Source organism: Methanosarcina acetivorans C2A, from assembly GCF_000007345.1.
Taxonomy (GTDB): domain Archaea; phylum Halobacteriota; class Methanosarcinia; order Methanosarcinales; family Methanosarcinaceae; genus Methanosarcina; species Methanosarcina acetivorans.
In genome coordinates this window covers 3,742,990-3,769,753 of record NC_003552.1, presented here as the reverse complement: position 1 = coordinate 3,769,753, position 26,764 = coordinate 3,742,990, and the positions used below count along the sequence as shown (strand labels likewise).

Sequence of the window (26,764 nt, the reverse complement as noted above, 5' to 3'; positions counted from 1 at the left end):
ACCCTCAGAAATCCTTTCCTGCTATCTGCTCGCCAAGAATAGCGTGGAGGTTGACAACGTCGCCTATAACCGTGATGGCAGGAGCCTTTACTTTTCTTTCTTCTGCCAGGTCAGCGATGTTTTCTAGGGAGCCCACGGTTACTCGCTGGTCAGGCCGGGTACCTCTCTCTATGACTGCAACAGGGGTTTTCGGGTCCTTGCCATACTTCATAAGCTCTTCGGTATTCCGCCTGAGCATCTTTACGCCCATAAAGATTACAATGGTCCCGTCGAACTTAGCCAGGGTCTCCCAGTCCAGGCCGCTTTCTTCTTTTGTGGGGTCCTCGTGCCCTGTTATAAAGGTGACCATCGATGTGCTTTCCCTGTGGGTTACAGGAATTCCTGCATAAGCAGGTACTGCGATTGCGGAGGTGATCCCGGGCACGATTTCAAATTCGATGCCTTCTGCTACAAGCACCTCGGCTTCTTCTCCTCCCCTCCCGAATACGTAGGGGTCCCCTCCTTTCAGCCGGACCACCATCTTTCCTTCCTTTGCTTTCCAGACAAGCACTTCATTGATTTCGGACTGGGTCATCGTGTGGTTTCCGGCGTATTTCCCAACATCGATTTTTTCCGCACTTTTCGGCATGGAGCCCAGGATAGATTTTCCCGGAAGCTGGTCGTAGACGATTACTTCTGCATTGTCTATGAGCCGGCGGGCTTTCAGAGTGAGAAGTTCGGGGTCTCCGGGACCCGAACCCACAAGGTAAACTTTTCCGTAATTTTCTGACATATGAAGACGGTTCCTTTATGATTTTTTGATAGAAATGTGTAATCTGGAGAAGGTTAACGAGTTTTTAGAATATATAATATCCTGAAAATCGCGTCAAAAATAATGCATTTGTGTTTCACCTGTTTGTATTATTGTACCTGTTTGTCTTTGTGTTCTAGCTCTATAAATCCTGAATCTCTCTATCATTTTCTTTTTACAACCTGAATATTTCCAGCCTTTTTGTTATCATTAGCTGGAATATGAAGTTTGAGTAAATCATAAGGAGCATTTTTCCTAAATCTTGTTTCGCAAATTATATGGATTCTTATTACTCATTATATGTCTGTATTTTTATTATTATCTCTCTATTATTTATGTGTACAGTTACTCCAGTATATATATCGTGATGCATATATTCTCTAATGTGCATTTCAATTCCTAAATCTAAGCCATAATTTCAATAATAGTTAAGGAGTGGAAAACTTGTCCAATAATCCTAAACTTCTACCTCTCCATAAGCTTGGGGCTCGGGAAGACAAACAGACTTTCGGGAGAATAAGTTTCGGGCTTTTTTTGCCGGGTGTGTCGGAAGAGGGAGAAAATGAACTCTTTGTGAGGGTTATTCATGAAAAGGACCAGTTCCTTCAGGATATACCTCCAGTGAACTTCGGAATGGAACATTCGACGGACCCGGACTATGGGGATTACTGGTCTGCAGCGATAAATATCAAAGCTGAAGATAAGCTCAAACCTTATTCTTCATGGGGAACCCCTGGAAAATATGTTTATAGGTATTGCCTTAAAACCCCAAAAAAGCCGGATCTTATTGACTGGATTATCGATCCCTTCGCCAGAGAATTCGGGGTAGGGAAATTATCCGCTTTCACCCTCGGGTACGAACCCTATGAGTGGGACAAACATGAGCTGGCATGGAAAACCCCTTTCATAAATGATATTGTCCTCTATGAACTCATGATCAGCGAGTTTGCGGATGATATAGAAGGGACGATTGCTCATCTGGATTACCTCGCAGACATGGGAATTAATTGTATAGAACTGATGCCCCTTTCCAACGTTGAGAAAAGGGTGGACTGGGGATTTGCACCGATAGGGTATTTCGGGGTGGACGAACGTTTCGGAAATAGAAAAGGCATGCAAAAGTTGATCGATGCGGCTCACCAGAAAGAAATTGCAGTCATAGTGGATTCGGTTTATGCGCATACAAGCGATCTTTTTCCTTATTGCTATGTGTACAACGAACTCGAATATCCTCCGGAAGAAAACCCTTTCATGGGTTCTTTCGCTGAAAATGCTTTTGGAGTAAGTACGGACTTCAATCACAAATTTACCCGGGATTTCTTTTTGACGGTCAACAACCACTGGCTTGAAAGTTATCATGTAGATGGTTTTAGATACGACTACGTGCCCGGGTACTGGCTGGAGGATTCGGATAACGGTTATACGAAACTTGTACGAGACACTTACCAGCTGGTTAAAGCAAAAAAAGGTTCTTCCGATCATTGGCAACGGTTTTTTGAAGGAGAGTCCATCAACCTCATTCAGTGTGCCGAGCAGCTTCAAAAACCTGTAGAAATCCTGAATAAAACTTACAGTAACTGTACCTGGCAAAACAGGACGCTGTCTGCAGCCCGGGAAATAGCCGGTAATCCTGGAAAGTTGACCGACCTTGGCTTTCTTTTTGGCCTCATTGATTATCCGGCAGAAGTTCAGAACAACGGGGATAAACTCACAAAAACCGCTTTACAGTACCTGGAAAATCATGATCATTCCCGTTTTATATGTACTTTTGGAACAGTTCCCAATGATAATGAACTTTTAAGAGAAGGGGATCGTGTCCTCTGGTACAGGATACAGCCTTACCTTATAAGCCTGCTTACGGCAAAAGGCATTCCCATGTTATGGCAGGGCCAGGAGTTCGGTGAAAATTACTTCCTTCCTCAGGAGGGGTGGGGAAGAGTACTTTTGTACAGACCTGTGCGCTGGGAATATTTTTATACTTCCGAAGGCAGGTCGCTGGTCAATCTTGTCAGGAAACTTGTTAAGCTTCGCAGGAATAACCCTCAGTTTTCCAGAGGAGAGCATTACTTCTACAATGATTATGCCCTCTATCAGTCCCGAAATATCATGCTGTTTTCCCGGACTTATCACGGGGTTTTCAGCTTGGTAGCATTGAACTTCGGAGCCCGGGCGCAGGCAGTGCCTTTCAAGTTTCCATTTGATGGCAATTACCGGGAAGAACTTCACGGGCAGGACAATTTAACGGGAGTTTCTGCGGGAGAGGCCTTCCAGCTTAACATTCCCGGAAACTACGGAAGGATCTGGACATTGGAAACCTGAACATGCCGAAAAAAATGTTTCTGAAGGCGGAGGTTCGACTTAATCGTGTTCGACTTAATCGGTTTGAATACATTATGAATTTCCTGATATTTTTCAGGTGGTAATCAATAAATACCTCTAAAGTGTTACTGAGTTCAGTATGCTTCGCATAACTTTTCTTGGTACTGGAGGTTCTCTTCCAACCCGCAACAGAAATCCGTCAGCAGTAATGATCAACAGAGAAGGGGAGCTTATGCTCTTTGACTGTGGCGAAGGCACCCAGCAGCAGATGATGCGGGCAAAAACAGGGATGATGAGCCTGTCCTCTATTTTTGTCAGTCATTTCCATGCCGATCATTTTCTGGGAATTCCGGGCCTGATCCAGACCATGTCTTTCATGGGCAGAAAAGATCCTCTTATGATTTACGGGCCAGCGGGGACCCGGGAATTTACCGAGCTCTTCAAGGCTCTTGGCTATTTCAACCTTAAATACGAAATTCATGGTATGGAACTGAAACCCGGCGACGTTGTCGAAGGGGAGGGGTATGTGGTCCGGGCGTTAGAGACCGAACACAGCACCCCGAGTCTTGGCTATGCCCTTATTGAAAATCCCAGGCCCGGACGTTTTAACAGGGAAAAAGCGGTCGCACTTGGAGTCCCTCCTGGCCCTCTTTTCTCAAAACTGCAAAAGGGAAATCCAGTGGAAGCGGGCGGAAAGGTAGTAAGACCCGAAGAAGTCATGGGGACCCCGAGACCCGGAAGGACAATCGTGTACAGCGGGGATACCAGGCCCTGTGAAGCCGTACTTGAGGCAAGCAGAGACGCCGACCTCCTGATCCATGACGGCAGTTTCGCCGATGAGATGGCAGAGTGGGCGGAAGAGTCCATGCATTCAACTGCAGGCGAGGTTGCAGCCCTCGCAAAAGAAGCCGGTGTCAGGAAACTGGTCCTAACCCATATAAGTTCACGTTATACCGATGATGTGGAGCCTATCCTGAAAGATTCGAAAAAAGTGTTTGAGAATGTTATTGTAGCCGAAGACCTGATGGAACTCGAGATCCCGTACAGGCCTGAGTAAACAGATCCCGAATATACAAACTCAATAGACCTGTGTAAGCAGATCCAGAAAGCTGAGTAAGCAGACCCCGGATGAATGGATCTGAATTAACGAGCCTGAATGAATCCAATAAAAATACCTTATTGAGTCTTCGACACAGGGCTTTTTGCGGAAAATCTGAAGTTTCCTTCAAAAGCAGGGTTCAAAAATTGGATTAAATTTCTCTACAGAAATCAATCTGTAGAAACAATCTTTATGCAATAAGAACCGGACTCTTCAGACAAGGATCCAGTCAAGTTTTTTGTCTTCAGCGTCGTAGAGGGTAACCCTCATGGTCTTGTCTTCTATTTCGTAGAGAGGTCTGACTCCAAGATAGAATGTGTCTCCAGGGTTGATTTCGATTTCACCGCTGACTCTTCCGAAGTACACCCTTCCTTTTGTATCTTTTTCTTCGACTGTCACACCTTTCCAGGCCAGGTTCTGGATTACGCTTATAACCCTGCATTCAAAGCGATCGACTTCACGTATTTCACTCATGAGAATCCCTTTTAAATCTTGTTTCATATATGGTTGAGACCGTACTCAAATATGGCTTCTGACTCAAATATGGCTTCTGATAGAGAATAAAGATTTCTATACATAAAACTATCCCAGAGGTTTCAATAAGAACGTTTTCTTCAAATTTTCTTACGAATTTTAAGAGTCTGAAAAAAAAGCTTCTTCAGGCTGGAAAATTAGTCTGGAATGTATTCTGCGCGGAAAAAATTATAAAACCTATAGTCGGCAGGTCGACATTAGATTTTAAGTATTTTTAATGATGGCGTTTTTCAAACATTATGTAATATATGTTGGGTTCAAAACTGGTTAACATATGACCCAAATCTCACGGCATATATAAACAATGAGTCGTTTTTGCAATAATGTCTAGTATCAGGAATAATGTGTTTTCTAGCAAAAACGCTATCAGTAAAAATATTGCGAAAAAAACAAGTTACCTGCCGAAAGCAGGATAAAAAATTCAAGTAAACTGATACAGGTCTGTAAAGTGAAGCAATTCAAGTAAAATGACACAAGCCGCGTAAAACAACGCATAACAAAATTATATATAAGAGAGGTGCCCGAAAAACAACTCCTCAAGGGATAAAAAGGCACTTTCTCCGTGTTTTACATATATTTTTCAGGTTTATACATAAAGATGGGTCGGATCCGGAGTGAAATCTTTTCTGCCCAATTTTGCAAAGGCCTTTTCAAAGTCTTTGCCAGTGACGCTTTCCCTGTCATCGATTATTGCCTGATGCAGGGCGGTTTTAAGTATCTTTTCGACAATGTCCCTGCCTGAAAGCCCTTTTGCTTTCTTTCCAAGCGCCTGGAAATCATATTTCTCTACCTGCAGGGGGAAGGTCTTCACATTTGATTCCAGGATATGGATGATTTCTTCTTCTCCGGGAAGGACAAATTCGATCTCTTCTTCGAACCTGCTTCTTACAGCAGAGTCCAGGGCATTGACCCGGTTCGTCGAACAGATGGTACAGACTCCGTCGCGCTCGACTATCCCGTCCATCTCTGTAAGAAGGGCATTTACGATCTCGCTGACGTCTCCTCTGAGCTCCTGAAAGCGCCTGTCGAGAGCTATGGCATCAAGTTCGTCAATGAAAATTATACAGGGGGACATTTCTTCTGCCCGGTCATAGAGCTGGTGGATCTGGCGGGCTCCGTCTCCTACATATTCCCCTATTAGCTGGGTAGCCTTGACCGGAATGATGGGCACATCGGTCTTGTTTGCAAGGGCTTTTGCAAGCATGGTTTTTCCGGTGCCTGATGGTCCGAAGAACAGGATGTTTCTCGGTGCCCATTTCCCGAAACGTTCGGGCTCTTCCAGAAAGCGTTCGATCAGCCTGCACTTCTGTTTTGCAAGTTCCTGCCCTATCACATCTTCAAATATGACATCACTTTTTATCTCCGCAGAGGAAGAGATTCCGTTTTCCTCTTCGGTTACGATAATAGCTGTCGAGTTTCCGATTATTGATTCTGCAGGTTCCACATCTATAATGCGGTATGCAAAGTCAGGAAACATTCTCCTGTCAAAAAGATAATCTCCTTTGCGGGCAACATATCCGTTCCACTGTTCTCGGGCATAGAATTCAAAGACGTCCCTGTTTTCAATGACAGGGTATTCTTCCATCATGCCGCTCAGGGGGTATCCTTCAGGTTTCAGGATCAGAAGTTCGGACGTGGATTTCCCGAACTCGGTACTGTTTTCGTGAGTCTTTTTCGCGTTCACTCTTTGTGAGACCGGTCGCACTTTGTTATCAACTCGAATACTTTTCTAATTCGAATATTTTTCTCTACCTTATAGTTACCTGAAGAGCTAATAAAATTAACCCTATGAGCCGTATGGGGATTCGATTGCGAAAGACTTCTCCTGGTTCAGCAGAAAAAATACCATTTACTGAAAAAGCATTCTTGCTGGGCATTATTTTCCCTGGATTTTATCTGCAAATTTCTGTGGGCACATCTATGGACTTCAGGTACTATTATATATTCAGAGTTTAATGTACGAATGTATAATATATTCAGGTCTTTATCTATAGAAATTTATGTCCTGAAGGACATCTCTCTGATGTAAAATATTTATAGGAGTAAGAATAAAGGTTTATTGTTTAATATTTGCTTGAACAACCGTTTATGCAGGCTTCAACGAATTCTTTGTTTAAATAACGGGGCTTCTGTGGCGGATTCTCTGGCAGATCCCTCTGATCTATTCATTTGAAGTAAGAATGGAGTTGGATTAAAGGGAAAACTAATATATTAGAGGCTTTAATATAGAAAGCTAATATATTAGATATATAATATATATATTTTAATTATAAATTGAAATTATTCTCAAAATAGTTAAAAGCCGGTAATTAATTACCAGCGTACCACATACTAAATATTTTTATACAGTAATGCTGTATAAGTAATATCGAAATATAAATAACGCAAAAGATGTTAAGCATCTAACTAAGTTAGTTCCAGAGTATGATTTATATGTTTACTATGGAGAACACGGAAGGTTTTGACCAGAAAACTCTTGACAAGATGAACGCTGAAGTCAAAAAGACTATGAGCAAACACGACCCAAAGTCAAAAGATTACAAGAAAATATGCGAACAGGTTGAAGACCAGATCTTCGATAAGTACTGTTCTGAGGTGTTCAGACCCTCTCTCAAACTTTAATCTTGCCGCCGGATAAAACTTATCCCGGCAAGTTTTTTATTTTTATTTTTCGATTTTAACTTGATTTTGATATGCTTCCCGAGTTTCGCTTCGCTCAAGCGGACTAAATTAAAAACGACGGTAAAATAAAGAAACATAGGAGAGCGGGCTTTATCGAATAGACGGAAAAAGACAAAGGAGAAAAAGGAGCCTGAAAGCTTTTGGCCATTTGTGAGTTCGAGAGAGAATCCAAAGGTTAAAAGGCAGATATTTCGTTTTGTTTTTCCTCTCAAATCCGCACTTCTTTCTTTTTTTTGATGAATTGCCAGACCAGCTGGCGGTGGTGCTGATAATTATTTGAATTGAAAATAGATTTAGGGGTTAAGGGTCGTATTCTCTCAACCAGAAGGATATTTCTTAAGCACATTTTACTTCTTAATTGCGATATCGCCTTGGTGGTATCTTGTTTCTGGTTGGCAGGGAGGGTCCAGCCCTTTGCGGCGCAGGGAAAGATAACTGAAAAGATTCAAGTACTGAGTCCCGGAATAGATCGAATTGATCAAGGAGCGCCAATAAACTGAAAATTTTAGATTTATTTTTTATATAGATATGTCATTCTTAAGATCATATAATTCCTTTAATTGATTATAATATCGGGGTTTACAACCAGAATCTCGACCTTGCTCCCGGTTTTTTGAAGAGTCTCGTGGGGACGAATAGATCCTTTTTGTCATAGGCCTTGAGAACGGGGAGAGATATACGCCTGGGGCTCCACGGAAGGTGCGGATTTTGTCAAGTTTGAACGACTTGCGGCATTATCCGATGCGGACTCACTCATTAACCGTGAGGAACGATGAGTCTACAGTTCGTTCAATTATTGAATCTAGTTCTAGGTTCAGGAATTCGATGGAGCTCTGAAGTTCGGGAAGGTAACAGTTGAAGATGCGGGCTTGCTTCAAAAGCTCATGCTCTGGGCAATGAAAACAGGGTTCGTTGTCCTGTTTATGTAAGTGTGTGGCTATTCTGTCCCCGGAAGGTTCAATTTTTTCCATTTTTCTCTCTTTTTGCCGGGTTTTTGTTTCTATTGAGAACTTTTTTATATCCTTGCTTCTTATCTTCAATCATGGTTTATTTGAAAAATAGGGCTATGGTTTCTCTTCTGGTTGTTTTTTTGCTTGTTTGTTCCGCAGGTGCGGCTTCAGGTGCGGGTAACATTACAGCAGCTGAAACCTTTTCAACTCCTATTAATTCCAGTACGGAGAACGATCTTTTTTCGGAATTAAGTGCACAATCGGAGCTTTATAACGAGAACTTCGATAACGTGCCTTCACTTGTTAAAAGACTGGTGGCAAGTGAAGAAATTGCAGGAAAAATTGAACTTGAGAATGGTGAGATGCTTTACGTAACCGCACTTATGAGGGGTGGGAAAGTAGGCGAGTTTTACAAATATGATACTCCCAATGATCCCAATTCACAGTTCGGCCCCACCATAGTTGTGGAATCCGACGAAGAAACTGTAAGAGGGATACTTGATTCGGATGATCCTTTAAGGAAAGCTGTAGAACAGATGAATGAAGACTCTCTAGATGTGGAAGTAGAAGGTTTCTTCCGAAAAACAGTGCTCTGGAGCATAAAACAGCTGTATTCCTGAACCCTTTAAAAAAGTTCTTTTTAAAAAATAAAGATTCGTATAAAAAATCTCGGGCTTCCCTTCCTTTCCCCCGGATTAAGGAAGGGCTCCTGCTTCTTTTTCTGACTGTGCTGCCAAGTTCAGTGCTTGACCACTTCTCCGGGAAGTGTGGCTCTTCCTTTGTGCATTACCACGCCAATATTTATGCTGGTATTGATGCCTGTGTGCACATCATCTCCCATGATCACGCCGAGTTTTCTTCTACCGGAGTCCAGGATCCTGCCTCTCAACATTACCTTTATGTTCTTTCCGTCATGGCGGAGGTTTGCAACCTTCGTCCCGGCCCCAAAATTGCAATGGTGGCCTATTACGCTGTCTCCCACGTAACTCAAGTGCCCTACGTGAGTGTCTTCCAAAATAATTGTGTTTTTCACTTCCACAGCATTTCCTATCCTTATATGGTTGTCTATTGCAGTTGAAGGGCGGATAAAGCAGTTAGGCCCTATGTCACAGTTCTCACCTATCACCACAGGCCCCTCGATATAGGACCCGCTTCGGATGAGAGAGCCTTTTCCGATTGAAACTTCTCCTTTTATGATTGCATATGGTTCAACGGTACCTTCGCAGCTGCCTTTGAGGTCTTTTAAAAGGTGTTCGTTTGCTTTAAGAAGGTCCCACGGATATCCTATGTCAATCCACCTACCTTCGAGGGAGCTGTAGCCCACAGGTGCCCCGCTGTTGATAAGCATCTGGATGGAATCTGTTATCTCAAGTTCCCTTCTCACGGAGGGTTGGGTTTTGTCAATGAAGTCAAAAATGGATTCCCTGAAAAGGTAAATGCCGGCATTTGCAAGGTTGGTCGGAGGGTTTTTCGGCTTTTCAATTATCCTGACCACTTTATCATTCTCGGTCTCAAGCACCCCGAAATCAGAGGGGTTTTCTACCTCTTTTACGCAGATAACAGCCTCTTCTTCCCTTGAAACCAGAGCCTTTAAGTCCTCCTGTTCTATTAGCATGTCCCCGTTAAGTACAAGGAAAGCTCCTTCAACATGTCCCCTCGCATAGCCTATCGCATTTGCAGTCCCAAGCTGCTCTTTTTGCTGTACGTACTCAATGCTCACTTCCCATTTGCTTCCGTCCCCGAAGTGGGCTTTTATTTGTTCTTCAAGGTATCCCGTAATGAAGATAAAACCCTCGATACCGGCTTCTATGGCTGAGTTCAGGATATGTTCAAGTATCGGTTTGTTTGCAACCTTAAGCATCACTTTCGGGCAGTCGGAGGTAAGAGGTTCCATCCTTGTGCCTTTGCCTGCTACGAGGACAACTGCTTTCATTTAAGCGCCTCCTTTACGATTTTCTCTGCCATCTCATAGATTTCGTCTACTTTTTCCCGGGCTTCTGCCGTAATCCTTACCTTCGCTTCCGTGCCCGAGGGGCGGACAAGTACCCAGCCATTTTCGAGTTCCACGCGGATGCCGTCAATATCAAGGACTTTTCCAAGGGGTTCAAGTTTCGTTTTTACCTTTTCCATTAACTCGGCTTTCTTTTCATTTGCACACGGAAAGGCTCCCCTTTTTGTGGCATAGACAGGAAGTTCTGCCCTGAGTTCACTTAATTTCTTTTCCCTGACAATCTCAACAAGCTTCGCAGCAGCATATATCCCGTCAGGGCAGTAGGAAATCTTCGGGAAAATCCAGCTTCCTGATGGTTCTCCGCCGTAGATGGCTCCGTACTGCTTTATGCCTTCTGCAACGTAAACATCCCCAACTCTTGTCCTTATGATTTCCGAACCTTCAAGATAATCGTCAACCATCATGGAGGTGTCCACAGGCACGACTACAGTTCCTTTTTCGTCTCCGCACTCAAAACGCCCGAAGATTGCCAGCAGTTCATCTCCGGAGACGAAGTTGCCTTTTTCGTCGACTGCCATCATCCTGTCTGCGTCCCCGTCATGGGCTATTCCGAAGTCGGCTTCGAAAGCCACAACGGCTTTTTTAAGCAGAGAGAGGTTCTGGTCATTGGGCTCAGGATTCCTTGCTGGAAAGTGTCCGTCAGGCTGGGAGTTCAGGGTTATTACCTGGCAGCCGAGTTCCTGCAGGAGATATGGAGTGATTGTACTTCCGGCTCCGCATCCGCAGTCAAGAACGACGCGCAGTTTTGAATCCCTTACTAACCCCTCGATCAGATCCATGTGGTCCCGAATGGCGTTCCCGTTTTCAGCAACTTTTCCTATGAGGTCCCAGGTAACTCGCAAAAAGTTTTCGTTTTCGATAGCATCTTCAATTTCTTCCTGTTGAGCCGAATCAAAAGCCATGCCATCAGGGTTCCACAACTTTATCCCTACATACTCTGAGGGGTTGTGTGAAGCCGTAACCATTACTCCACACTCATATTCTCTGGCTGCGTATGCCAGGGTAGGGGTGGTTACCATGCCCACCTTTGTAACATCACAGCCTGCTGCAGTCAGCCCGGCAACCAGGGCGTGCTCTATCATAGGCGCCGAAACTCTGGGGTCCCTCCCGATAACCGCGGTCTTTTTTCGGCTTCCCAGAACAAGCCCTACCTGTAGTGCAAGTTCGGGTGTAACTTCTTTATTGACTATGCCTCTAATTCCTGAAGATCCGAAGAGTTTCATAAATCCCATTCCATATTTAATGAAGTTCCGTTCTGAAATTCCTATTCTGTTGTTAGATTTATAATTCTGAAAATCCAGTCATAATCCTGAAATTCTCAGTCCGTACAATCATTCGACAGTAACACTCTTTGCAAGGTTGCGGGGTTTGTCAATAGAGCAGTTCCTGGCAAGAGCCGTGTAATAAGCAAGCAGCTGAAGTACGACAATACTCAGCAGGGGAGCCAGCAGTTCGTCGCTCTGGGGTACTCTGAGGACAACATCTACATACTTTGTGATTTCCGTGTCCTTGTTGTCGGCAACTGCTATTACAAAAGCGTCCCTGGCTTTTACTTCCTTTATGTTACTGAGCATCTTTTCATAAGTCTGCCCTCTGGTGGCAATCGCAACTACCGGGGTTCCCTCATCAAGCAGGGCAATAGGACCGTGTTTCAGTTCCCCTGCAGCAAAGCCTTCGGCATGCACGTAGGAGATTTCTTTGAGTTTCAGGGCTCCTTCGAGAGCTATGGGGTAGTTAAGGTGCCTGCCAAGGAAGAAATAGCTCTTTGAGCGGGCAAAGCCCTCAGCACATTCCTTTATTGCTTCCTTCTGGTTTAGGATCTGCTGGATCTGTCCGGGGACTTTTCGGAGGTCCGTAATGAAACTTTTTACGTAATCCGGACTAAGCCTGTCCCTTACAAGAGCGAATTTTACGGCGAGAAGATATAGAAGGGTAAGCTGGGTGGTGAAGGTCTTTGTGGCAGCAACTCCTATTTCGGGCCCTGCACGCGTATAGAGCACACTGTTTGCTTCCCTTGTAATCGTGCTTCCCACAACATTTGTAATTGCAAGTGTAGGGCAGTTGTAAGACATAATCTCCCTCACGGCTGCAAGGGTATCGGCAGTTTCCCCTGATTGAGTAATTGCAATGGCAAGGGTCCCTTCATTCATAACAGGATTTCTGTACCTGTATTCCGAACAGATGTCAATGTCACAGTGAATTCCTGCAAGCTGTTCAAACAGGTATTTCCCGAGCAGGCCTGCGTGCCAGGAGGTTCCGCAGGCGAGAATCTGAACCCTTGCAAGTTTCCTTATTTCGTCTTCACTGAGGTTCAGTTCTTTTAAGTAAATATCTCCTTCAAGTTCAGAGACTTTGCCTGCCAGAGTGTTGTGAATTGCAGTAACCTGTTCGTGAATCTCTTTCAGCATGAAATGTTCGTAGCCTGCTTTTTCCGCAGCCTCAAAGTCCCATTCTATCTTTTCGATCTTCTTTTCCCTGGGTTTCCCTTCCCTGTCAAAGATCTCCACGCTTGTAGGGCTCAGGACTGCCGTCTCAAAGTCGTTTACGAAGACAACATCCCTGGTGTGGTTCAGAAAAGCAGTTACATCGGATGCGGCAAAGTTTTCCCCTTTTCCGAGCCCTATGACAAGAGGGCTGTCTTTGCGGGCAAGCACGAGTTTTCCGGGTTCGTCAGCAGAGAGGATTGCAAGGGCATAGGATCCTTCAATCTCTTTTAAGGCTTCTCTGAGCCCGACAAGAAGTTCGCACTTAGCTTCTTTTCCGTCCGGTTTCCCATAGATGTGTTTGTGCACGAGGTGTGCGATCACTTCGGTATCGGTTTCGGAGTTGAAGACATAGCCTTCTCCGGTGAGCTGCTCTTTCAGTGCCATATAATTTTCTATAATCCCGTTATGTACCAGTGAAATTTTTCCAGGGTTTCCTCCCGAGTTATGAGGGTGGGCATTTTTCGTGCTTGGGCGGCCGTGAGTTGCCCAGCGTGTGTGTCCTATCCCTACGGTTCCTCCGAGGTTCTTCGGGATTTCGACTTCGAGATTTACGATTTTCCCTACTGCTTTGTAAGTTTCAATTCCTTTACTAAGAACGGTAATCCCTGCGGAGTCGTATCCCCTATATTCAAGTTTTTTCAGGGATTCTATAATGACCGGTGCAGCAGCATTTCGCCCTGCATATCCGACAATTCCACACATTTTTAATCTCCTTTTTAAGAGCTCAGAGGACCACCGAATCACGGGGGAGGTCTCTGTAAATGGTGTTTCCGGACTCTACCTGGCAGTTAACAGCAATCATTACTCCGGCTTTCACAAGCACCCTGCCTCCTATCCGGTTATCGTCTCCAAATATGGTACCGAGCTTCGGAGCACTGTGAATCTTGCAGTTTATGTTTATCTCAAGGTTTTCTTTTTCCTCTGCAGTAAAGCCCGGACCAAGGGTATTGTTGCTCCCGATTATGCAATTAGAAATCTGTCCGTGGGAAGAAATCCTGCAGTCATTCATTATGATGCTGTTCTGGATTTCGGTAAAGGACCTTATGGATACATTGTCTCCTATTGTAGTAGAGGGCAGAATTACTACATTAGGTCCTATATCACAGTTTTCGCCGATTACCACCGGGCCTACGATGTAGGTTCCGGCACGGATTCTCGAGTTTTTGCCGATTGCAACCTTCCCGCGAATTATTACCCCTTCTTCAAGTTCTCCTTCTTGTTTGAGGTTTCTGGAAGAGTTTAATACAGTTGAGTTTGCTTTCAGGAGGTCCCAGGCATGAACTGCATCCAGCCATTTGGATTCGGTTGGGATTGAAGTGACGATTTTTCCTTCGTCAATCATAAGCTGGAGAGTATCGGTTATTGCGTATTCTCCGTTTTCGGATATCGGAGTTTTTTCAATTGTTTCAAAAACCTGCGGCGTAAAAATATAAATTCCCGTGTTTACGATATGGCTCAGGTCTCCAGGTCTTTTTTCCAGAATCCTGGTAACTCTCTTATTTTCTTTCAATACCACTCCATACCCCGCCGTGTCCTCCATTCTCACGGTTAAAAGGCTTGCATCTCCCTTATAGTTGTTAAGAAGATCCGCAATGGTTTTTGATTCTACCAGGTTGTCTCCGTTAAGGACGAGGAATTCGGAATCTTCGGGACTTATCAGTTTTTTTGCCTGTTCAATTGCGTGTGCTGTCCCAAGCTGGGCTTTTTGCTCTACATATGTTATATTGACTCCGAAATTCAGCCCGTCTTCGAAATAGTTCATTATGCGTTCTTTTTCATATCCAACTATAAGGATGATCTCTTTTATTCCGTTTTTCTCAAGCGAAGATATGACGTGTTCCAGAATGGGTCTGTTGGCCACAGGAAGCATTACTTTGGAACGAGTAAGCGTAAGAGGCCTGCAGCGCAGTCCTTCCCCTGCTGCGAGGATAATAGCTTTCATAGAGTTAAAGAACCTTTTTTTAGAATTTATACATTGCCTTCAAATGCCATACAATTTAAATATAATACTAAAATTCTTTAAGAAGAACGCTCAAAAACATTAAATGAAATATTAAAATGAGTCACTGGTCTATTTAAAGGGGAAAATATATATAAGAAGTCACTCTTCAAGACTTTGAAGAGTAAAGGACATTCTAATTTTCTCAAAATTGAAATGCAGGATTTATCCATAGAGGATAAAAAGCCCTGCCACATAAAACAGATAAGCTCCGAGAATTACGCCTCCTTCCCATCTTTCCAGTTTTTTTCCCGTGATCCCAAAGACTATAAGGGCGAGAGATATAAAGAACATGAAGGGGAAATCGTATTCTGCAAGCTGTTCCGAAACAGGGAGTACGCGAATCTGGGAGGATACCCCGAGGATCATGGCCACGTCCATTGTGTTTGCCCCGAGGATGTTTCCTATTGAGAGGTCCTGGTGCCCTTTCCTGAGGGAGGCAATTGCAGTTACAAGTTCGGGGAGGGATGTCCCTATTGCAACCGCCGTCAGGGCTATTATTACTTCGGGTATGCCTATCCATTCGGCTATCTTTATCCCGGAATCTACCAGGATCCTGCTTCCTATAACTACGGAAAGGGAGCCAAGAACGAAGAAAGCTATATCTTTGCGGATATCTTTGATTTTCATTTTTCCTCTGCCAGGTTCGTCATCTCCGAATAACACACGTTGGGTCTTTGAAGCATGGAAGAGGAAGGCAAAAAACACAAGCAGAAGTATAATCCCGTCGAGCCGGTTCACATTTCCGTCGCGGCTGACTATGATGAGGATAATTCCTGAAAGGAGCATGAGTCCGCTTTTAATGGGAAAGGTATCGTCCTTCATAGGGATTGCTTTTACGGCGATAATCGAACCCAGTACAAGCCCGGTGTTGCATATGACCGAGCCAACCGCATTTCCTATTGTTACGTCCGTATGTCCGAGATAAGCTGCTGTTGCAGAAACTGCAAACTCCGGAGCTGTTGTTGCAAAACTCACGATCGTGGCCCCTATAAGCATTTTCGGGATTCCGCTTTTGTTTGATATTGCAACCGCAGCTTCAATAAACCAGTCCGAACCTTTGCTTATCATGGCAAGGCTGAGCAGAAAAAGAAAGATCAAAAGCAACTCCATGGAGTCCTTTAAAGAGGACAAAGAATATAACTCAAACGCTCTTGTTTTTTTCAGTTTTCAGAGCTTTCGGATGTTGCAAAAAACTGTTCTTTCGCTTTCAGGGGGTTAACAACAGAGTCAGGGGGTTAACAACAGAGTCAGGGGGTTAACAACAGAGTCAGGGGGTTAACAACAGAGTCAAGTTTATATAAAACAATTGTATGATAATGTATACATCATCAAGTATTATGTGCTTTTTTGGCAATACAACCTTAGATATCTTTCCGTTCAATCTATCTCGGATATTCACCAAATATTTTTGGTAAGTTAACGCATCATTACAGGGAAACTCATGCTTGATCCAATACTCCTACTCGGGCTCGTGGTTGCCGTGCTTGCCATGTCCCTTGTCGCACAGGCACTTAGCTCCTATTTCCGGATTCCTTTCATCATTTTCCTGTTGATCGAAGGAATCATCGCAGGGCCCGAGGTCCTTAACCTGCTGAACCCGGCCCTATATGTCGACGGGCTAAGTACTATCGTGGCAATATCGGTATCCGTGATTGTTTTTGATGGCGGGCTTCATATCGACCTGAAGCATATAAGGATGGTTCAGGAAAGCGTCCTAAAACTGACAACAATAGGGGTCTTTGTGACTTTCCTGGGTACCACGGTTCTGACCAGCCTTCTGATAGAGATCCCTCTCGAACTCGCCGCCCTCTTCGGAGCCCTTGTCACGGCAACAGGCCCGACAGTGATAACTCCCATTGTAAGAAATATCCAGATTAGCCACAAGCTTGGCAAGATTCTGGAGCTTGAGGGAGTCCTGAATGATGCTGCCAGTGTGATCCTTGCGGCTATGGTCTTCGAATGGGTCGCAGCAGAACTTTCCGGGACTGATGCTGTGGTCTTTATCCTTTACAGGCTGGGGATCGGAATTGCACTGGGGTCTTTGAGTGGGTTTGCCCTCCGCTGGTTTTTCACTAGGGGGAAGGCGATCAGCAATCGGACTGCGAGGCTGGTCTCCCTGACCGCAGTATTTTCCTGCTTCGTCTTTTCAGAATATCTGGGCAATGAGTCCGGGATTCTGGCGGTAGCCATCTTCGGGATCATCCTGGGAACTTCGGACTTCCCTTATAAGGATACTATCAAGGAATTCAAGAGCGACATTGTGATTGTGATGCTCTCCTTGATTTTTATCCTGCTTGCTGCAATGATTAAATTCGAATATATTTTGAGAATAGGGGCAAGCGGGGTAGCCCTTGTACTGCTTCTCATATTCGTGATCCGTCCTTTTGCGGTCTTTGTTTCGATGTGGAACTCGCAGATCGGCACGAATGAAAAACTTTTTATTTCCTTTGTCGGGCCCAGGGGCGTTGTGCCGACTGCGGTTGCGACCTATTTTGCAATCAAGCTCGATTCAATGGGCATTCCCGGAGGGCAGACCCTTGTAGGGCTTGTTTTCCTTACGGTTATTATCACGGTCTTCATGAGTGGCAGCCTGTCAAAAAAAGTGGCAGAGGTGCTGGAGGTAATCCCTATGGAAATCCTTATTATCGGTGGAGGAAAGGTAGGCAGGATTCTTGCCGAACGTTTTGACAAAAGAGGAGAAAATGTAGTTGTTGTGGATATTTCCGAGGACAATTGTAAGAAATGCATGGAACTCGGAATCCGGACTGTCCAGGGGGATGCAGGGGACGTAAATGTCCTGAAAAAGGCAGGAATAGAGAATGCCAAATATGTGGTTGCTACAACCAATCAGGATAATACGAACCTTCTCTTCTGCCAGCTCGCTAAAGCTTCTTTTGGATTCAGAGGTGATCAGCTGGTAGCCAGGGTAAACGAGATCGAAAACCTGCAGGCTTTCTGGAACCTGGGGATCCGCTCCATGAGCCCGGCCATGACCACTGCAGTGGTGCTGGACAATATGATCGGAAGACCTCATCTTTTCTCAATGTGTGAGGTGGGAGGTGAAGGGGAAATGATGGAAGTCAAGGTCACGAACCCCAGGGTAATCGGGAAAGCCATCAAGGATATCCAGTTCCCTGAAAAGAGCCTCCTGGTTATGGTTCAGCGGGGCAGTGATTCTATTATCGCCCACGGAAACCTCGTGCTTGAATATGAAGATATCGTAACCGTTATCGGAGAAGGAGACGCAGCCAAACAGACCGCGGCTATACTTCACAAATAACTTTTAGTACATTGCGGAGTATACTCCCTGATAATCTGATAACACACATGCCGAAAATCGAATATCAGAGAAAGTCTCAGAGAAAGTAATTTTTTATCATGGATTCAGGACTTGGGAAGGAAGAGAAATCTTTTCTCTGCTGTGGAAAACATGCACTGAAATGATATTCACTCCGATTTCCTTCTCCCGGACTTTTCCCTGATGGGAAGTGCGGAATGCATGATATCTGAATGTTTTATATCCGAATGTTTTCAACCATAACCGAAAATTTTCATCCGCAACCGAATACTTTCACCTGTGACCGAATACTTTCACCCCGCCTCACTTAGCTTTATATTCTCTGCTGCGGTACTTTAGAGTGCCTCACAATTTGATGAAAATAACCATGAGGCTTGAGGTAGATTAAAGATGAAACAGATTGCAGAATCCATTAGAGACCGGTTTATGAAACTTGGCATCGATGTGCCTGTTGAGGACATCGAAAGCAGACTCGACGAGTTGATCACGAAGTTCAAAGTGCCTTCAAACGAGGCACAGCGCAGCGTAACAAACTATTTTTTGAAGAAATATTCCATTCCTAAAAATGAGTTTTACGTCCGGCAGGCTGAACCCCAGCTCACCAAAATTGTGGATATTACTGAGAACGGGCAGTGGGCAAACCTTAAGGCAAAGGTTATTCAGCTCTGGGAAAATACCCATGAATCCATCTCCCAGGTTGGGCTCCTCGGAGATGAGACCGGAATCATAAAGTTTACCATCTGGAAAAATGCCGAACTTCCTCCCCTTGAGCAGGGAGAGAGCTACCTTCTACGGAGCGTCGTTGTCGGAGAATACAACGAGAGGTTTCAGATCCAGTTTAATAAAAACAGTTCCGTAGAGAAACTTTCCGAACCCATTGAAGTAGGGGGAGGCGATTTCACTCCCGCAGCAAGAGAAGCCGAACTCCGGAACATTGCCGACCTTGTGGGAGACCAGTGGGCTACGGTAAGAGGAAAAGTGGTTCAGCTCTGGGAAAATTCCCATGAGTCAATTGAACAGGCAGGGCTTATAGGAGACGAAACCGGTGTTATTAAGTTCACCAACTGGGCAAGCTCCGAACTTCCTGATATGGAGGAAGGCAAAAGTTACATGCTTAAAAATGTGGTCGTTAACGAGTGGAACGGCAGGATCCAGGTTCAGCTTAATAAATCAAGCTCCATAGAAACACTCGATGAAGATATAGAAGTGGGAACTTCCGCTTTTACATATTTCGGGGCAATGATCGATATTCAGACGGGGTCCGGGCTTATAAAGAGGTGCCCTGAATGCAAACGGGCCCTGGTTAAAGGCGCCTGTGCAGAGCATGGAAAGGTCAAAGGAGAATATGACCTCAGGATAAAGGCAGTCCTTGATTCCGGAACTTCGACACAGGATGCTCTGATTAACCGTGAGCTCACCGAAGAGCTTGCAGGAATCTCCCTTGACAGCGCCATTGCAATGGCTGCGGATGCCCTTGACCCCGGAGTTGTGCTGGATAAATTGAAACATGAGCTTGTAGGCAGGTATTACACCGTCAGCGGACACAGGCTTGACCGCTATATCCTTGTGGAATCGATTACTCCGATGACTTCTCTTGACAGGGAACTACTTAATGAAATGTTTGCTGAACTGGAGGTGGAGTAAATGGCAGGCTTCTTTAGAGAAGTGTCGCGCAGGGTTTTCGCCCAGGAATTGAAAGACTCAAACCTCACATTCAGAGATGAAACCGACCAGTATGCTCCTCAGTATCTCCTTACGCCTACGGGAGCGAAGGTGAACCGCATCTTCATTGTGGGGACTCTTATCGAAAAGGAAGATATAGGTACCGACTCCGAGTACTGGAGAGGCAGGGTTTCCGACCCGACAGGCTCCTTCCTTGTCTATGCAGGGCAGTACCAGCCCGAAGCCGCCCAGTTCCTTGAGGAGTGTGAACTGCCTGCTTTCGTAGCGGTCATTGGCAAAACCAGCACCTATACCACAGACGACGGAAATGTCCTGACCTCTATTCGTCCGGAATCTATCCAGCAAGTAGATGAGCTGACACGAAATCTGTGGGTGCTCGATACTGCAAAGCAGACTCTTGAGAGAATAAAGGCAGTTGATGCACAGGAAGACCCTAACTCAAAGCTTGCAAAGGAGCACTACTCTACCGATATTGCGATTTACCGTGAAATGGTAAAAAAAGCCCTTGAGTCCCTTAAAGATGATCTCTGAGATCAATATCCTGGAAATAATCTCTGAGAATCGTAAAAAACAGCAGTGATAAGTAATCGTGAAATTCAGGGGATTTTACCCTGAATCCACGCTTTCAAAACAGGAAGATCTTTGTGTTTTTTATTTTCGATTAATTCTTTTCTTTTCTCTTTGATTTTTACTTAGTTTTTATTTTGTTTTTTCCTTTTATTTTGCTTTTTCCTTTTTCTTCTTTATTTTCCGGATAGTTTTCCTTCAATCTTTAGCGTACTGGCTCTGTTTTTTTATTTTTTAGGTTCTGGCAGCGTTAAAAGGCAAAATATAGATAAATAAACGAGACATGATATGAAATAAGCAATAAGTGTTTGAATGAGTGTTAATGCTAAAATAAGTTAATGAATAGGCATATGAGATGATCCTGTGAAAACCTATCTTGTGGTCTGGTTCAGTAGTGAGGGAGTTCGCCCGTCAGAGGTCAACCAGAGGCTCTTGTCCCTGGGTTTCGAGCCCATGCAGGGAAGCTACGATTTCGTGTATAACTGGAACAGCAATGTTGACGTTGAGAGGATTCTTGAGTTTGGAGACAAAGTCTACCTGAGCCTTCAGGGAACAGGGGTAATGTTCAAACTGGAGACCATGTGAACTGACAGGAGTTTGTCAGATACGTAAGTTCCGGAGACCTTGCCTAGCGCGGCATGTGCCTGAATTCTGACAATAAAAACCCTTAGCGGGTTCTTATGTCACCTTTTTCAGGCCCTGCCGATATGTCAGGTGATCAGCTTTCTTTTATTTCCGGTTCTCTTCCGTTTTTTGTTTTTCCAGGGCATCCCGGAACCTGATATATTCACAGCTATCCCCTTCAAGAGTAAGAATTCGGCCTTTTATACTTCCTTTTTCAATTATCAGTTCTACAGCGCTCGGCTTTGACATCCTGGGTTTTGTCGGGGAACCCGGGCAGACAAGTATGACATCTTTTTTCTCAATCAAAGGGCGGTGAAGATGTCCGAAAATCAGGACATCCACTCCCATTTCCCTGGCAAGGTAGCCCTGAGCAGTTGTATCAATAACTGATAGCCCCCCTTCATGCACCACTCCTATTTTGACCCCTTCAACCTCAAATTTTAGCCTTTCGGGGAGGAGCTGCCGGAGTTCGAAGGTATCGGCATTTCCGGAAACGGCTTTCAGCTTGCCGCTTGCATTGAAAGCCTGATAAGCTTCTACAGTACTGAAGTCTCCTGCATGAACGATAAGGTCGCAGTCCTTGAGGATATTTTGAAGTTGTGGGGGGACTTCGCCGGTCTTGAGGTGGGTATCGGATATTGCGATCAGCTTCATGGAAAATCTCCGGGTAGACGATTATACAGTATTAAGATAAAAATGTGCAGCGTATCTGAGAGGATTCTCACGGTTAAACCTTAAAATTACAGTAAACTCTATGAATTGCTGTTAAACTCTCAAAATTACAGTTATACCTGACAAAAATCGATGCCTGTTAAGAAAAAAGGTGGTTCGGATTCCGAACCCGAAAGTCCTGAATACTTCGAACCTAAAGCTAAAAGTCAGGAAACTTATTCGACTGTCAGATCCACAAGTTCGTATTCAAGGTTCTCGGTTTCTAACCTGCTCAGGAGCGCAGAGACCTGTTCGTCCACCGACACAACCAGGGAGGAAAGACCGTGGTATGCAGCTTCGATTACCGATTCGTTTGTTCCGAACATGACATTGGGGCTTATACCGATCTTACGAAGAGCGATTAACGATTCTACCCCGATTGCTGCTATATAGGGTTTTGAGGCTGAAAGCGCCTTCAGGCGGTCGAGGTCAACTTTTCTTGACCCTCCGCGTTCGACTCTGGGAACCTTGCAGATCGTAATGGTCGCATTTTCCAGGTCTATAAGGCCCTTGAGGGTTGTTACTCCCACATCTTCTCCCTCGGCTGCGTCGGATATGACAGTGCCTGAAGCCCCGGTCTTTTCCGTGCTGCTTACATAGAGGAGCCCGTTTTTCATTTTCAGGTAGACCTGCTGGCCTTCTTTGAGTTCTTCCTTCGTGATGGCTGTCCAGGTAGAGACATGGCTGATGATGTCCTCCATGACAAAGCGGGCGTACTGTTTCATTTCAGCAGCGTTTTCAAGGACCCATTCCACGCCCTCTTTTGTAATCCTGTATCGGACACGGCCCTCGGTTACAATGAGCCCGTCATTTACAAGCTCCTTGATGTATTCGGAAACAGCCTGAGGGGTTATTCCTATCTTTGCGGCAATCTCTTTTTGCCTGACATTGGGCTGGTGGGCAGCAATCTCAATAAGGACCTGAAATTTGGTGACGCCACTCTTGGTCTGGAGGATCTTAATCATCAATCGTAATTCTCCTCAACATCTTCAATTATTTTTAACCTCTGCCCCATTACTGAAAGCCTTTCGGACCTGCGGGCAACGGCGCAGATATAAAACGGATTTTTGTTAAGAGTCCTTGTGAGGTTGCTCATTGAGGTGTTGCCCTCTTCTACCAGTCTTTCCAGTTCCTCCATTGCATCCTTTACCTCCTCATACGGTTTGAAAGTCAGCATAATGATGTCACTGAGGTCTTCAAAGGAACACTGAAAGTTCACCTGAACCTTTGAATAAGAACTGTGGTATTCTTTTGAGGGTTTTTGTCCTGCTTCAGGGACTCTCCACTGGCTCTCGAGGAGCCCGGCTTTTTTCAGAATATGAAGGCTTCTTGAAGAGTCCGAACCTATGAACTCATCAATTTCTGCCCTTGTCATCCATTTGCTAGAAAGTGCATCGAATATTTTTTTATGGGTTCTTGATCCAAATGTCCTGAGTAATGGTACTAAATATGAAGGATCGTTAATTATTCGAGTTCGTTTACCCATTTATGTCCTCTCCTTCTCGCCTTATATTATCAGTTTTCAAATATGATAAAGATTTGTGATATGATTATTCTTTGTAATCGATAGCAAGCCCTTCGGGCCCGTCCCAGAAAAAAACAGGAGCAATACGTTTCAGATCATGGGTTTTTTCATGCAGGGCGTGGGCAACAATCGGAAGAGCAATGGTAGCGTCCACAAAAACCTGTACTTTCTTTGCCTGAGGAGCGATCTTTCCCCACGAGACGGCTTCGTCAAAAGTGCAGCCTGAGAGCCCTCCCCAGTGTGGAGAATCGGAAGTATACTGGATCGCATAGTCATGTCCGCCAATATCCATCCCGAGAATCGAAGCTATTACTTCGGTCTGCTGGATAAAATTCTTCGGGACTCCTCCTCCTACATAGACGACGCCTGTACGTTCGGATTTTTCCACGATCTGTGTGATTTCATCAACGTCTTTTATCTGGTCTATTTCAAGTTTCAGCCCTCTTCTCCTTGCAATGGTAAGCCCTATTCCTATGGAACTGTCTGACAGTGCAGGTACAAAAATCGGGACATTGTGCCTGTATGCGCTTACAACTATCGAGTCTTCAGCAGCTCCTCTCCTGCCAAGCTCCTTTCCGAGCAGGTACATGAACTCTCTGGAAGAACAGGTAATTTCCCCAATCTCCTGCGCAAAATCCGCAATCAGGTTGTCTGCGGTCCTGAACTCTTCTTCCACTGCAAAGATGTCATAAATCCTGTCCACCCCTTGTTCAAAGAGTTTTTCATCATTAGCCAGATGTGAACCCACATAATGTTTCCTGCCGAGGGCTTCATGGCAGTCATGGAACAGGTTTGCTCCTGTGCTTACGAGACAATCGATCATTCTTTCCCGGATCATATGGGAAATAATCCTGCGCATCCCGGCAGGGACCATGGCTCCGGATAAGCCCATAAACACAGTCGTATTCTTCTCTTTAAGCATGTTATTCCAGGCCTGGACAGACTCTGCCAGCTTCCTTCCCTGAAAGCCGGTCTTGAGCATGCCGTCCATCAATTCACTTACAGACCTGTTTTTTACATCAATAGGAACGGTCGGGTTGTTCGTAAATACATTGTGATGCATGCCATTCTCCATAATAAGCAGATAGCGATACGTTTGCCTGTGACCCCGGAATTCTGTCTGGCAGGTGCCCGGCAATAGACGGTAAGAGACGCAAATGACGTTAAATGATTATATATTTTTTATTAAATATCAATATATGCAGACTCTCTCGCCTGAAGCTTCCTCATAGAGACAGGCTTCTCCGAAGGAAGATTGATTTGCTTTGTTTAAGTTATGAGATGAGGGGGAAAGCTATGTTATGGATAGATAGTTCCCAATAATGACCTGGCAACTTACAACAATGGTTGGATCTGGGTTGCTGATTGATGTTTGATTGTTGATCAGGTGCCGGATTGATGATTAATGCTGAGTTGAAATTGGGTTGATGATTAACGCTGAGTTGAAATTGGGTTGATGATTAACGCTGAGTTGAAATTGGGTTGATGATAAATGTTGAGTTGATGATCGGATGCTAATTATTGTGATCTGGAGAGGGTATGAGAGATAGTATAGGGAAACAGATGATGTAAATGATGTATTGCAGTAAATATGTAATGTCTGTAAACAGGTAAAGTCTGTAATTAATATCTGTAATAGTACTGTAATGTATATTAAACAACAGCATTAACCGCAGTTCCAGCGGAGTTTCGGTATGAAATTCCTCTTTAAATTATAAAAACTGCTGCGGATATTACAGTCATCCAGTCTCCGCTTTCCTGTACTGAAGACGACCTTGGGATGCTGAAGGTTTTGAGGGGAGCTTCATTTGTCCAGGTGCTGTACATGCTTCCTGCAAGTTTTTTGGCATGTTCTCCCACATCCTGTGCGTTTTCTTCGTAAGCATGGTACTCGGAAATATAACCGTGCTTGCTTATATCTCTGGGAAGTGCGCATCCGACGGAGGTGCTTAAGGTCTTTCCCGGCTCATTGGAAGAGATTCTGGACATTACACAGAACACTACCTCTCCAGGACTAAGTTCTTTCAGACCTTCTTCCTTTGTCACAATTTCACAGTTTGGGGGCAGAATCGAACTTACGGTTACAAGATTAAATTTTTCAATACCTGCATCCCGGAGTGAAACCTCAAATGATTCAAGTTTTTCGGAGTGTAAACCAACTCCACTTGTAAAGAATACTTTTCTCGGAATTAACTTTGTGATCATCTTTACTTCCTTGCGAAGTCATCAATTTGAACTTAATTGAGATGGCAATTATCATTTTTAAGCGTTGCCCTTCAATTTCGCTGAAAAGAAGTCAGATTGCTGTTTCTTCAGGCATCAGTGGGGTGCAGGAGTTCATATCTATACTTTTATATTTAAATGTGTTTTTTTCAGGAGTTTTTATGTATATTTTTGCAATCCGAAGTTCTTTTACTCTTATTCAATCTGGTCTACAATTCTTTTTTCTCAAAATTAATCCGTTACTTCAAGAACTTCTTTTGCTTTTACACTTTTTTCCTTCTGGTAAGCCTGAGTTTCCGTTCTTTACCGAAATACTTCAATTTTTTCAGCCTCTATGCAAAACTCTCATAAGCTTTATATCATGCCGGATAATTACATCGTGTGTTACTCCCTGCAATTTTCCTGTTCAGCCTTTTAGTGACAGGAAAAATTCAGTTTTTTTCCGGCAGCTCCCGGAAATGCGGACTTGATTATGTATTATTGAAGCAGGAGATTGTGTTTTTCTGGCCCTTGGCCTGAAGACCGAACTACCATTAATTAACCCTGATGTTAATATAAAGGCAGAGACAATGGTCGAGAAACTCAACCTTAAAGTTATGGAACTGCTTGACGGTAAGCAGCTCTCAATCAGCGGACTTTCGCGGGAACTGAAAGCCGAGGGGATAGAAGAACACCGGCTGGTCCTGACAGGTTACCTCAGGGCACTCCGGGATCTCGAACTTCTGGAGGAAAGTGAAGTTCCCCCTTCCAAAATCTATGCTTTGCCCGAAAAGGACATGGAGGCTCTGCCTGAAAAAGGCAGCGAACCAGGGTCGTCAATCCCTTCTGATTCTGAAGATATTTACCTTATTTTCAGGACCCAGATCCTGAAAATCGATCTTGACTTCAGGATTCCCGTAGGCGTTTATGTAATTTCCAGGCTGTTTGAAAGGCCCTGTTTCCGCAGGGAGTTAAAACTTGCAGGGATCACCCAGAAACACCTCGACCAGTACATGGAAAAACCCGGCATGGTTTGTGAAGTTTCGGACTCTTCCCTGAAAAAAGCCAGAGCGGAAATTACGAAAATTGAGATCCCTGTAGACGACCCTGCATACGAAGTCAGAGAAAACAGGGAAGAAATAACCCGGCTTGCAAACGAAGTGCTTTCAGGGATGATTCGGCATAGGATGGATCTAGAAGGGCTGGTAGCAAAAAGCAAACAAACAACTCTGGTGCCCTGAAAATTTTTTCTTTTTCCTGAAAACCTTTACACAAGTCGGA

General features: G+C 44.5%; 24 protein-coding genes. 9 read left to right on the top strand and 15 right to left on the bottom strand.

All coding sequences use genetic code 11. The features are described 5' to 3' along the window. Positions 1-4 precede the first annotated feature (4 nt). A complete protein-coding gene (cobA, locus tag MA_RS15885; protein ID WP_011022972.1) occupies positions 5-772 on the bottom strand; it encodes a uroporphyrinogen-III C-methyltransferase in 768 nt (255 codons plus the stop codon). A gap of 453 nt (positions 773-1,225) precedes the next feature. On the opposite strand from cobA, the gene MA_RS15880 reads away from it, so the two are divergent. Both MA_RS15880 and rnz read left to right on the top strand, forming a co-directional pair. Further along, positions 1,226-3,109, top strand: a complete 1,884-nt coding sequence (locus tag MA_RS15880) for an alpha-amylase family glycosyl hydrolase (protein ID WP_011022971.1) — start codon at positions 1,226-1,228, stop codon at positions 3,107-3,109. 139 nt (positions 3,110-3,248) lie between these two features. Beyond that, a complete protein-coding gene (gene rnz / locus MA_RS15875; protein WP_011022970.1) occupies positions 3,249-4,166 on the top strand; it encodes a ribonuclease Z in 918 nt (305 codons plus the stop codon). 255 nt (positions 4,167-4,421) lie between these two features. On the opposite strand, the gene MA_RS15870 is transcribed toward rnz, so the two are convergent. Together MA_RS15870 and MA_RS15865 are read right to left on the bottom strand one after the other, a co-directional pair. Next, positions 4,422-4,682, bottom strand: a complete 261-nt coding sequence (locus tag MA_RS15870) for a hypothetical protein (RefSeq protein ID WP_048065588.1) — start codon at positions 4,680-4,682, stop codon at positions 4,422-4,424. Between the two features lie 646 nt (positions 4,683-5,328). Further along, positions 5,329-6,447 (bottom strand): AAA family ATPase, encoded by a 1,119-nt coding sequence (locus MA_RS15865; protein ID WP_011022968.1) that lies wholly within the window; start codon positions 6,445-6,447, stop codon positions 5,329-5,331. Between the two features lie 737 nt (positions 6,448-7,184). Between MA_RS15865 and MA_RS15860 the strand changes: the two genes are divergently transcribed. Further along, positions 7,185-7,364 carry a hypothetical protein gene (locus tag MA_RS15860; RefSeq protein ID WP_162013086.1) on the top strand — a complete coding sequence of 60 codons (180 nt, stop codon included), beginning with the start codon at positions 7,185-7,187 and terminating at the stop codon, positions 7,362-7,364. Here MA_RS15860 and MA_RS15855 read toward each other — a convergent pair. Both MA_RS15855 and MA_RS15845 read right to left on the bottom strand, forming a co-directional pair. After that, complete coding sequence (locus MA_RS15855) at positions 7,361-7,636, bottom strand: hypothetical protein (protein WP_011022967.1); 276 nt, start codon at positions 7,634-7,636, stop codon at positions 7,361-7,363. The genes MA_RS15860 and MA_RS15855 overlap by 4 nt on opposite strands. A gap of 537 nt (positions 7,637-8,173) precedes the next feature. Then, positions 8,174-8,395 (bottom strand): hypothetical protein, encoded by a 222-nt coding sequence (locus MA_RS15845; protein ID WP_011022966.1) that lies wholly within the window; start codon positions 8,393-8,395, stop codon positions 8,174-8,176. Positions 8,396-8,466: 71 nt separating this feature from the next. Here MA_RS15845 and MA_RS15840 point away from each other — a divergent pair, with 71 nt between their 5' ends. Next, a complete protein-coding gene (locus MA_RS15840; protein ID WP_048065584.1) occupies positions 8,467-8,994 on the top strand; it encodes a hypothetical protein in 528 nt (175 codons plus the stop codon). A 119-nt stretch (positions 8,995-9,113) separates the two neighbouring features. On the opposite strand, the gene glmU (MA_RS15835) is transcribed toward MA_RS15840, so the two are convergent. From glmU (MA_RS15835) to MA_RS15815, 5 genes are all read right to left on the bottom strand, one after another. Beyond that, complete coding sequence (gene glmU / locus MA_RS15835) at positions 9,114-10,307, bottom strand: bifunctional sugar-1-phosphate nucleotidylyltransferase/acetyltransferase (protein ID WP_011022964.1); 1,194 nt, start codon at positions 10,305-10,307, stop codon at positions 9,114-9,116. Then, positions 10,304-11,608 (bottom strand): phosphoglucosamine mutase, encoded by a 1,305-nt coding sequence (gene glmM, locus MA_RS15830; protein ID WP_048065583.1) that lies wholly within the window; start codon positions 11,606-11,608, stop codon positions 10,304-10,306. Before glmM ends, glmU (MA_RS15835) begins: the two co-directional genes overlap by 4 nt. A gap of 108 nt (positions 11,609-11,716) precedes the next feature. Then, the gene (gene glmS, locus MA_RS15825) at positions 11,717-13,573 is read right to left on the bottom strand and encodes a glutamine--fructose-6-phosphate transaminase (isomerizing) (RefSeq protein WP_011022962.1); all 1,857 of its coding nucleotides are present in this window, start codon (positions 13,571-13,573) and stop codon (positions 11,717-11,719) included. A gap of 22 nt (positions 13,574-13,595) precedes the next feature. Beyond that, positions 13,596-14,813 carry a bifunctional sugar-1-phosphate nucleotidylyltransferase/acetyltransferase gene (gene glmU / locus MA_RS15820; RefSeq protein ID WP_011022961.1) on the bottom strand — a complete coding sequence of 406 codons (1,218 nt, stop codon included), beginning with the start codon at positions 14,811-14,813 and terminating at the stop codon, positions 13,596-13,598. 222 nt (positions 14,814-15,035) lie between these two features. Next, on the bottom strand, positions 15,036-15,971 hold the full coding sequence (locus MA_RS15815) for a calcium/sodium antiporter (RefSeq protein ID WP_248698051.1): 936 nt from the start codon (positions 15,969-15,971) through the stop codon (positions 15,036-15,038). Positions 15,972-16,314: 343 nt separating this feature from the next. On the opposite strand from MA_RS15815, the gene MA_RS15810 reads away from it, so the two are divergent. The 4 genes from MA_RS15810 (at position 16,315) to MA_RS15795 (ending at position 21,006) form a co-directional block, all read left to right on the top strand. After that, on the top strand, positions 16,315-18,153 hold the full coding sequence (locus MA_RS15810) for a cation:proton antiporter (RefSeq protein ID WP_011022959.1): 1,839 nt from the start codon (positions 16,315-16,317) through the stop codon (positions 18,151-18,153). Between the two features lie 408 nt (positions 18,154-18,561). After that, positions 18,562-19,815 (top strand): replication protein A, encoded by a 1,254-nt coding sequence (locus tag MA_RS15805; protein ID WP_011022958.1) that lies wholly within the window; start codon positions 18,562-18,564, stop codon positions 19,813-19,815. Next, complete coding sequence (locus MA_RS15800) at positions 19,816-20,385, top strand: RPA family protein (RefSeq protein WP_011022957.1); 570 nt, start codon at positions 19,816-19,818, stop codon at positions 20,383-20,385. It begins immediately after the preceding gene. A gap of 399 nt (positions 20,386-20,784) precedes the next feature. Further along, positions 20,785-21,006, top strand: a complete 222-nt coding sequence (locus MA_RS15795; RefSeq protein WP_011022956.1) for a hypothetical protein — start codon at positions 20,785-20,787, stop codon at positions 21,004-21,006. Between the two features lie 144 nt (positions 21,007-21,150). Here the strand turns inward: MA_RS15795 and MA_RS15790 are convergent, their stop codons facing one another. The 5 genes from MA_RS15790 to MA_RS15770 form a co-directional block, all read right to left on the bottom strand. Then, the gene (locus tag MA_RS15790; protein WP_011022955.1) at positions 21,151-21,699 is read right to left on the bottom strand and encodes a metallophosphoesterase; all 549 of its coding nucleotides are present in this window, start codon (positions 21,697-21,699) and stop codon (positions 21,151-21,153) included. A gap of 233 nt (positions 21,700-21,932) precedes the next feature. After that, entirely contained in the window at positions 21,933-22,721 is a 789-nt protein-coding gene (locus MA_RS15785) for a MarR family transcriptional regulator (protein WP_193589532.1), read from the bottom strand. Then, complete coding sequence (locus tag MA_RS15780) at positions 22,721-23,242, bottom strand: ArsR family transcriptional regulator (protein WP_011022953.1); 522 nt, start codon at positions 23,240-23,242, stop codon at positions 22,721-22,723. Before MA_RS15780 ends, MA_RS15785 begins: the two co-directional genes overlap by 1 nt. A 64-nt stretch (positions 23,243-23,306) precedes the next feature. Continuing rightward, positions 23,307-24,344 carry a deoxyhypusine synthase gene (locus tag MA_RS15775; protein WP_011022952.1) on the bottom strand — a complete coding sequence of 346 codons (1,038 nt, stop codon included), beginning with the start codon at positions 24,342-24,344 and terminating at the stop codon, positions 23,307-23,309. Positions 24,345-24,988: 644 nt separating this feature from the next. Continuing rightward, the gene (locus MA_RS15770) at positions 24,989-25,486 is read right to left on the bottom strand and encodes a pyruvoyl-dependent arginine decarboxylase (RefSeq protein ID WP_011022951.1); all 498 of its coding nucleotides are present in this window, start codon (positions 25,484-25,486) and stop codon (positions 24,989-24,991) included. 587 nt (positions 25,487-26,073) lie between these two features. On the opposite strand from MA_RS15770, the gene MA_RS15765 reads away from it, so the two are divergent. Next, positions 26,074-26,724, top strand: coding sequence for a hypothetical protein (locus tag MA_RS15765; protein WP_011022949.1), 651 nt, complete (start codon positions 26,074-26,076; stop codon positions 26,722-26,724). The last annotated feature ends 40 nt before the right edge of the window (positions 26,725-26,764 follow it).

Coding starts and splice junctions, on each gene's coding strand:
- cobA (WP_011022972.1), bottom strand. CDS start 772: ATGTCAGAAAATTACGGAAAAGTTTACCTTGTGGGTTCGGGTCCCGGA.
- rnz (WP_011022970.1), top strand. CDS start 3,249: ATGCTTCGCATAACTTTTCTTGGTACTGGAGGTTCTCTTCCAACCCGC.
- MA_RS15870 (WP_048065588.1), bottom strand. CDS start 4,682: ATGAGTGAAATACGTGAAGTCGATCGCTTTGAATGCAGGGTTATAAGC.
- MA_RS15860 (WP_162013086.1), top strand. CDS start 7,185: ATGGAGAACACGGAAGGTTTTGACCAGAAAACTCTTGACAAGATGAAC.
- MA_RS15845 (WP_011022966.1), bottom strand. CDS start 8,395: ATGGAAAAAATTGAACCTTCCGGGGACAGAATAGCCACACACTTACAT.
- MA_RS15840 (WP_048065584.1), top strand. CDS start 8,467: ATGGTTTATTTGAAAAATAGGGCTATGGTTTCTCTTCTGGTTGTTTTT.
- glmU (WP_011022964.1), bottom strand. CDS start 10,307: ATGAAAGCAGTTGTCCTCGTAGCAGGCAAAGGCACAAGGATGGAACCT.
- glmM (WP_048065583.1), bottom strand. CDS start 11,608: ATGAAACTCTTCGGATCTTCAGGAATTAGAGGCATAGTCAATAAAGAA.
- glmS (WP_011022962.1), bottom strand. CDS start 13,573: ATGTGTGGAATTGTCGGATATGCAGGGCGAAATGCTGCTGCACCGGTC.
- glmU (WP_011022961.1), bottom strand. CDS start 14,813: ATGAAAGCTATTATCCTCGCAGCAGGGGAAGGACTGCGCTGCAGGCCT.
- MA_RS15810 (WP_011022959.1), top strand. CDS start 16,315: ATGCTTGATCCAATACTCCTACTCGGGCTCGTGGTTGCCGTGCTTGCC.
- MA_RS15805 (WP_011022958.1), top strand. CDS start 18,562: ATGAAACAGATTGCAGAATCCATTAGAGACCGGTTTATGAAACTTGGC.
- MA_RS15800 (WP_011022957.1), top strand. CDS start 19,816: ATGGCAGGCTTCTTTAGAGAAGTGTCGCGCAGGGTTTTCGCCCAGGAA.
- MA_RS15790 (WP_011022955.1), bottom strand. CDS start 21,699: ATGAAGCTGATCGCAATATCCGATACCCACCTCAAGACCGGCGAAGTC.
- MA_RS15785 (WP_193589532.1), bottom strand. CDS start 22,721: ATGATTAAGATCCTCCAGACCAAGAGTGGCGTCACCAAATTTCAGGTC.
- MA_RS15780 (WP_011022953.1), bottom strand. CDS start 23,242: ATGGGTAAACGAACTCGAATAATTAACGATCCTTCATATTTAGTACCA.
- MA_RS15775 (WP_011022952.1), bottom strand. CDS start 24,344: ATGCATCACAATGTATTTACGAACAACCCGACCGTTCCTATTGATGTA.
- MA_RS15770 (WP_011022951.1), bottom strand. CDS start 25,486: ATGATCACAAAGTTAATTCCGAGAAAAGTATTCTTTACAAGTGGAGTT.
- MA_RS15765 (WP_011022949.1), top strand. CDS start 26,074: ATGGTCGAGAAACTCAACCTTAAAGTTATGGAACTGCTTGACGGTAAG.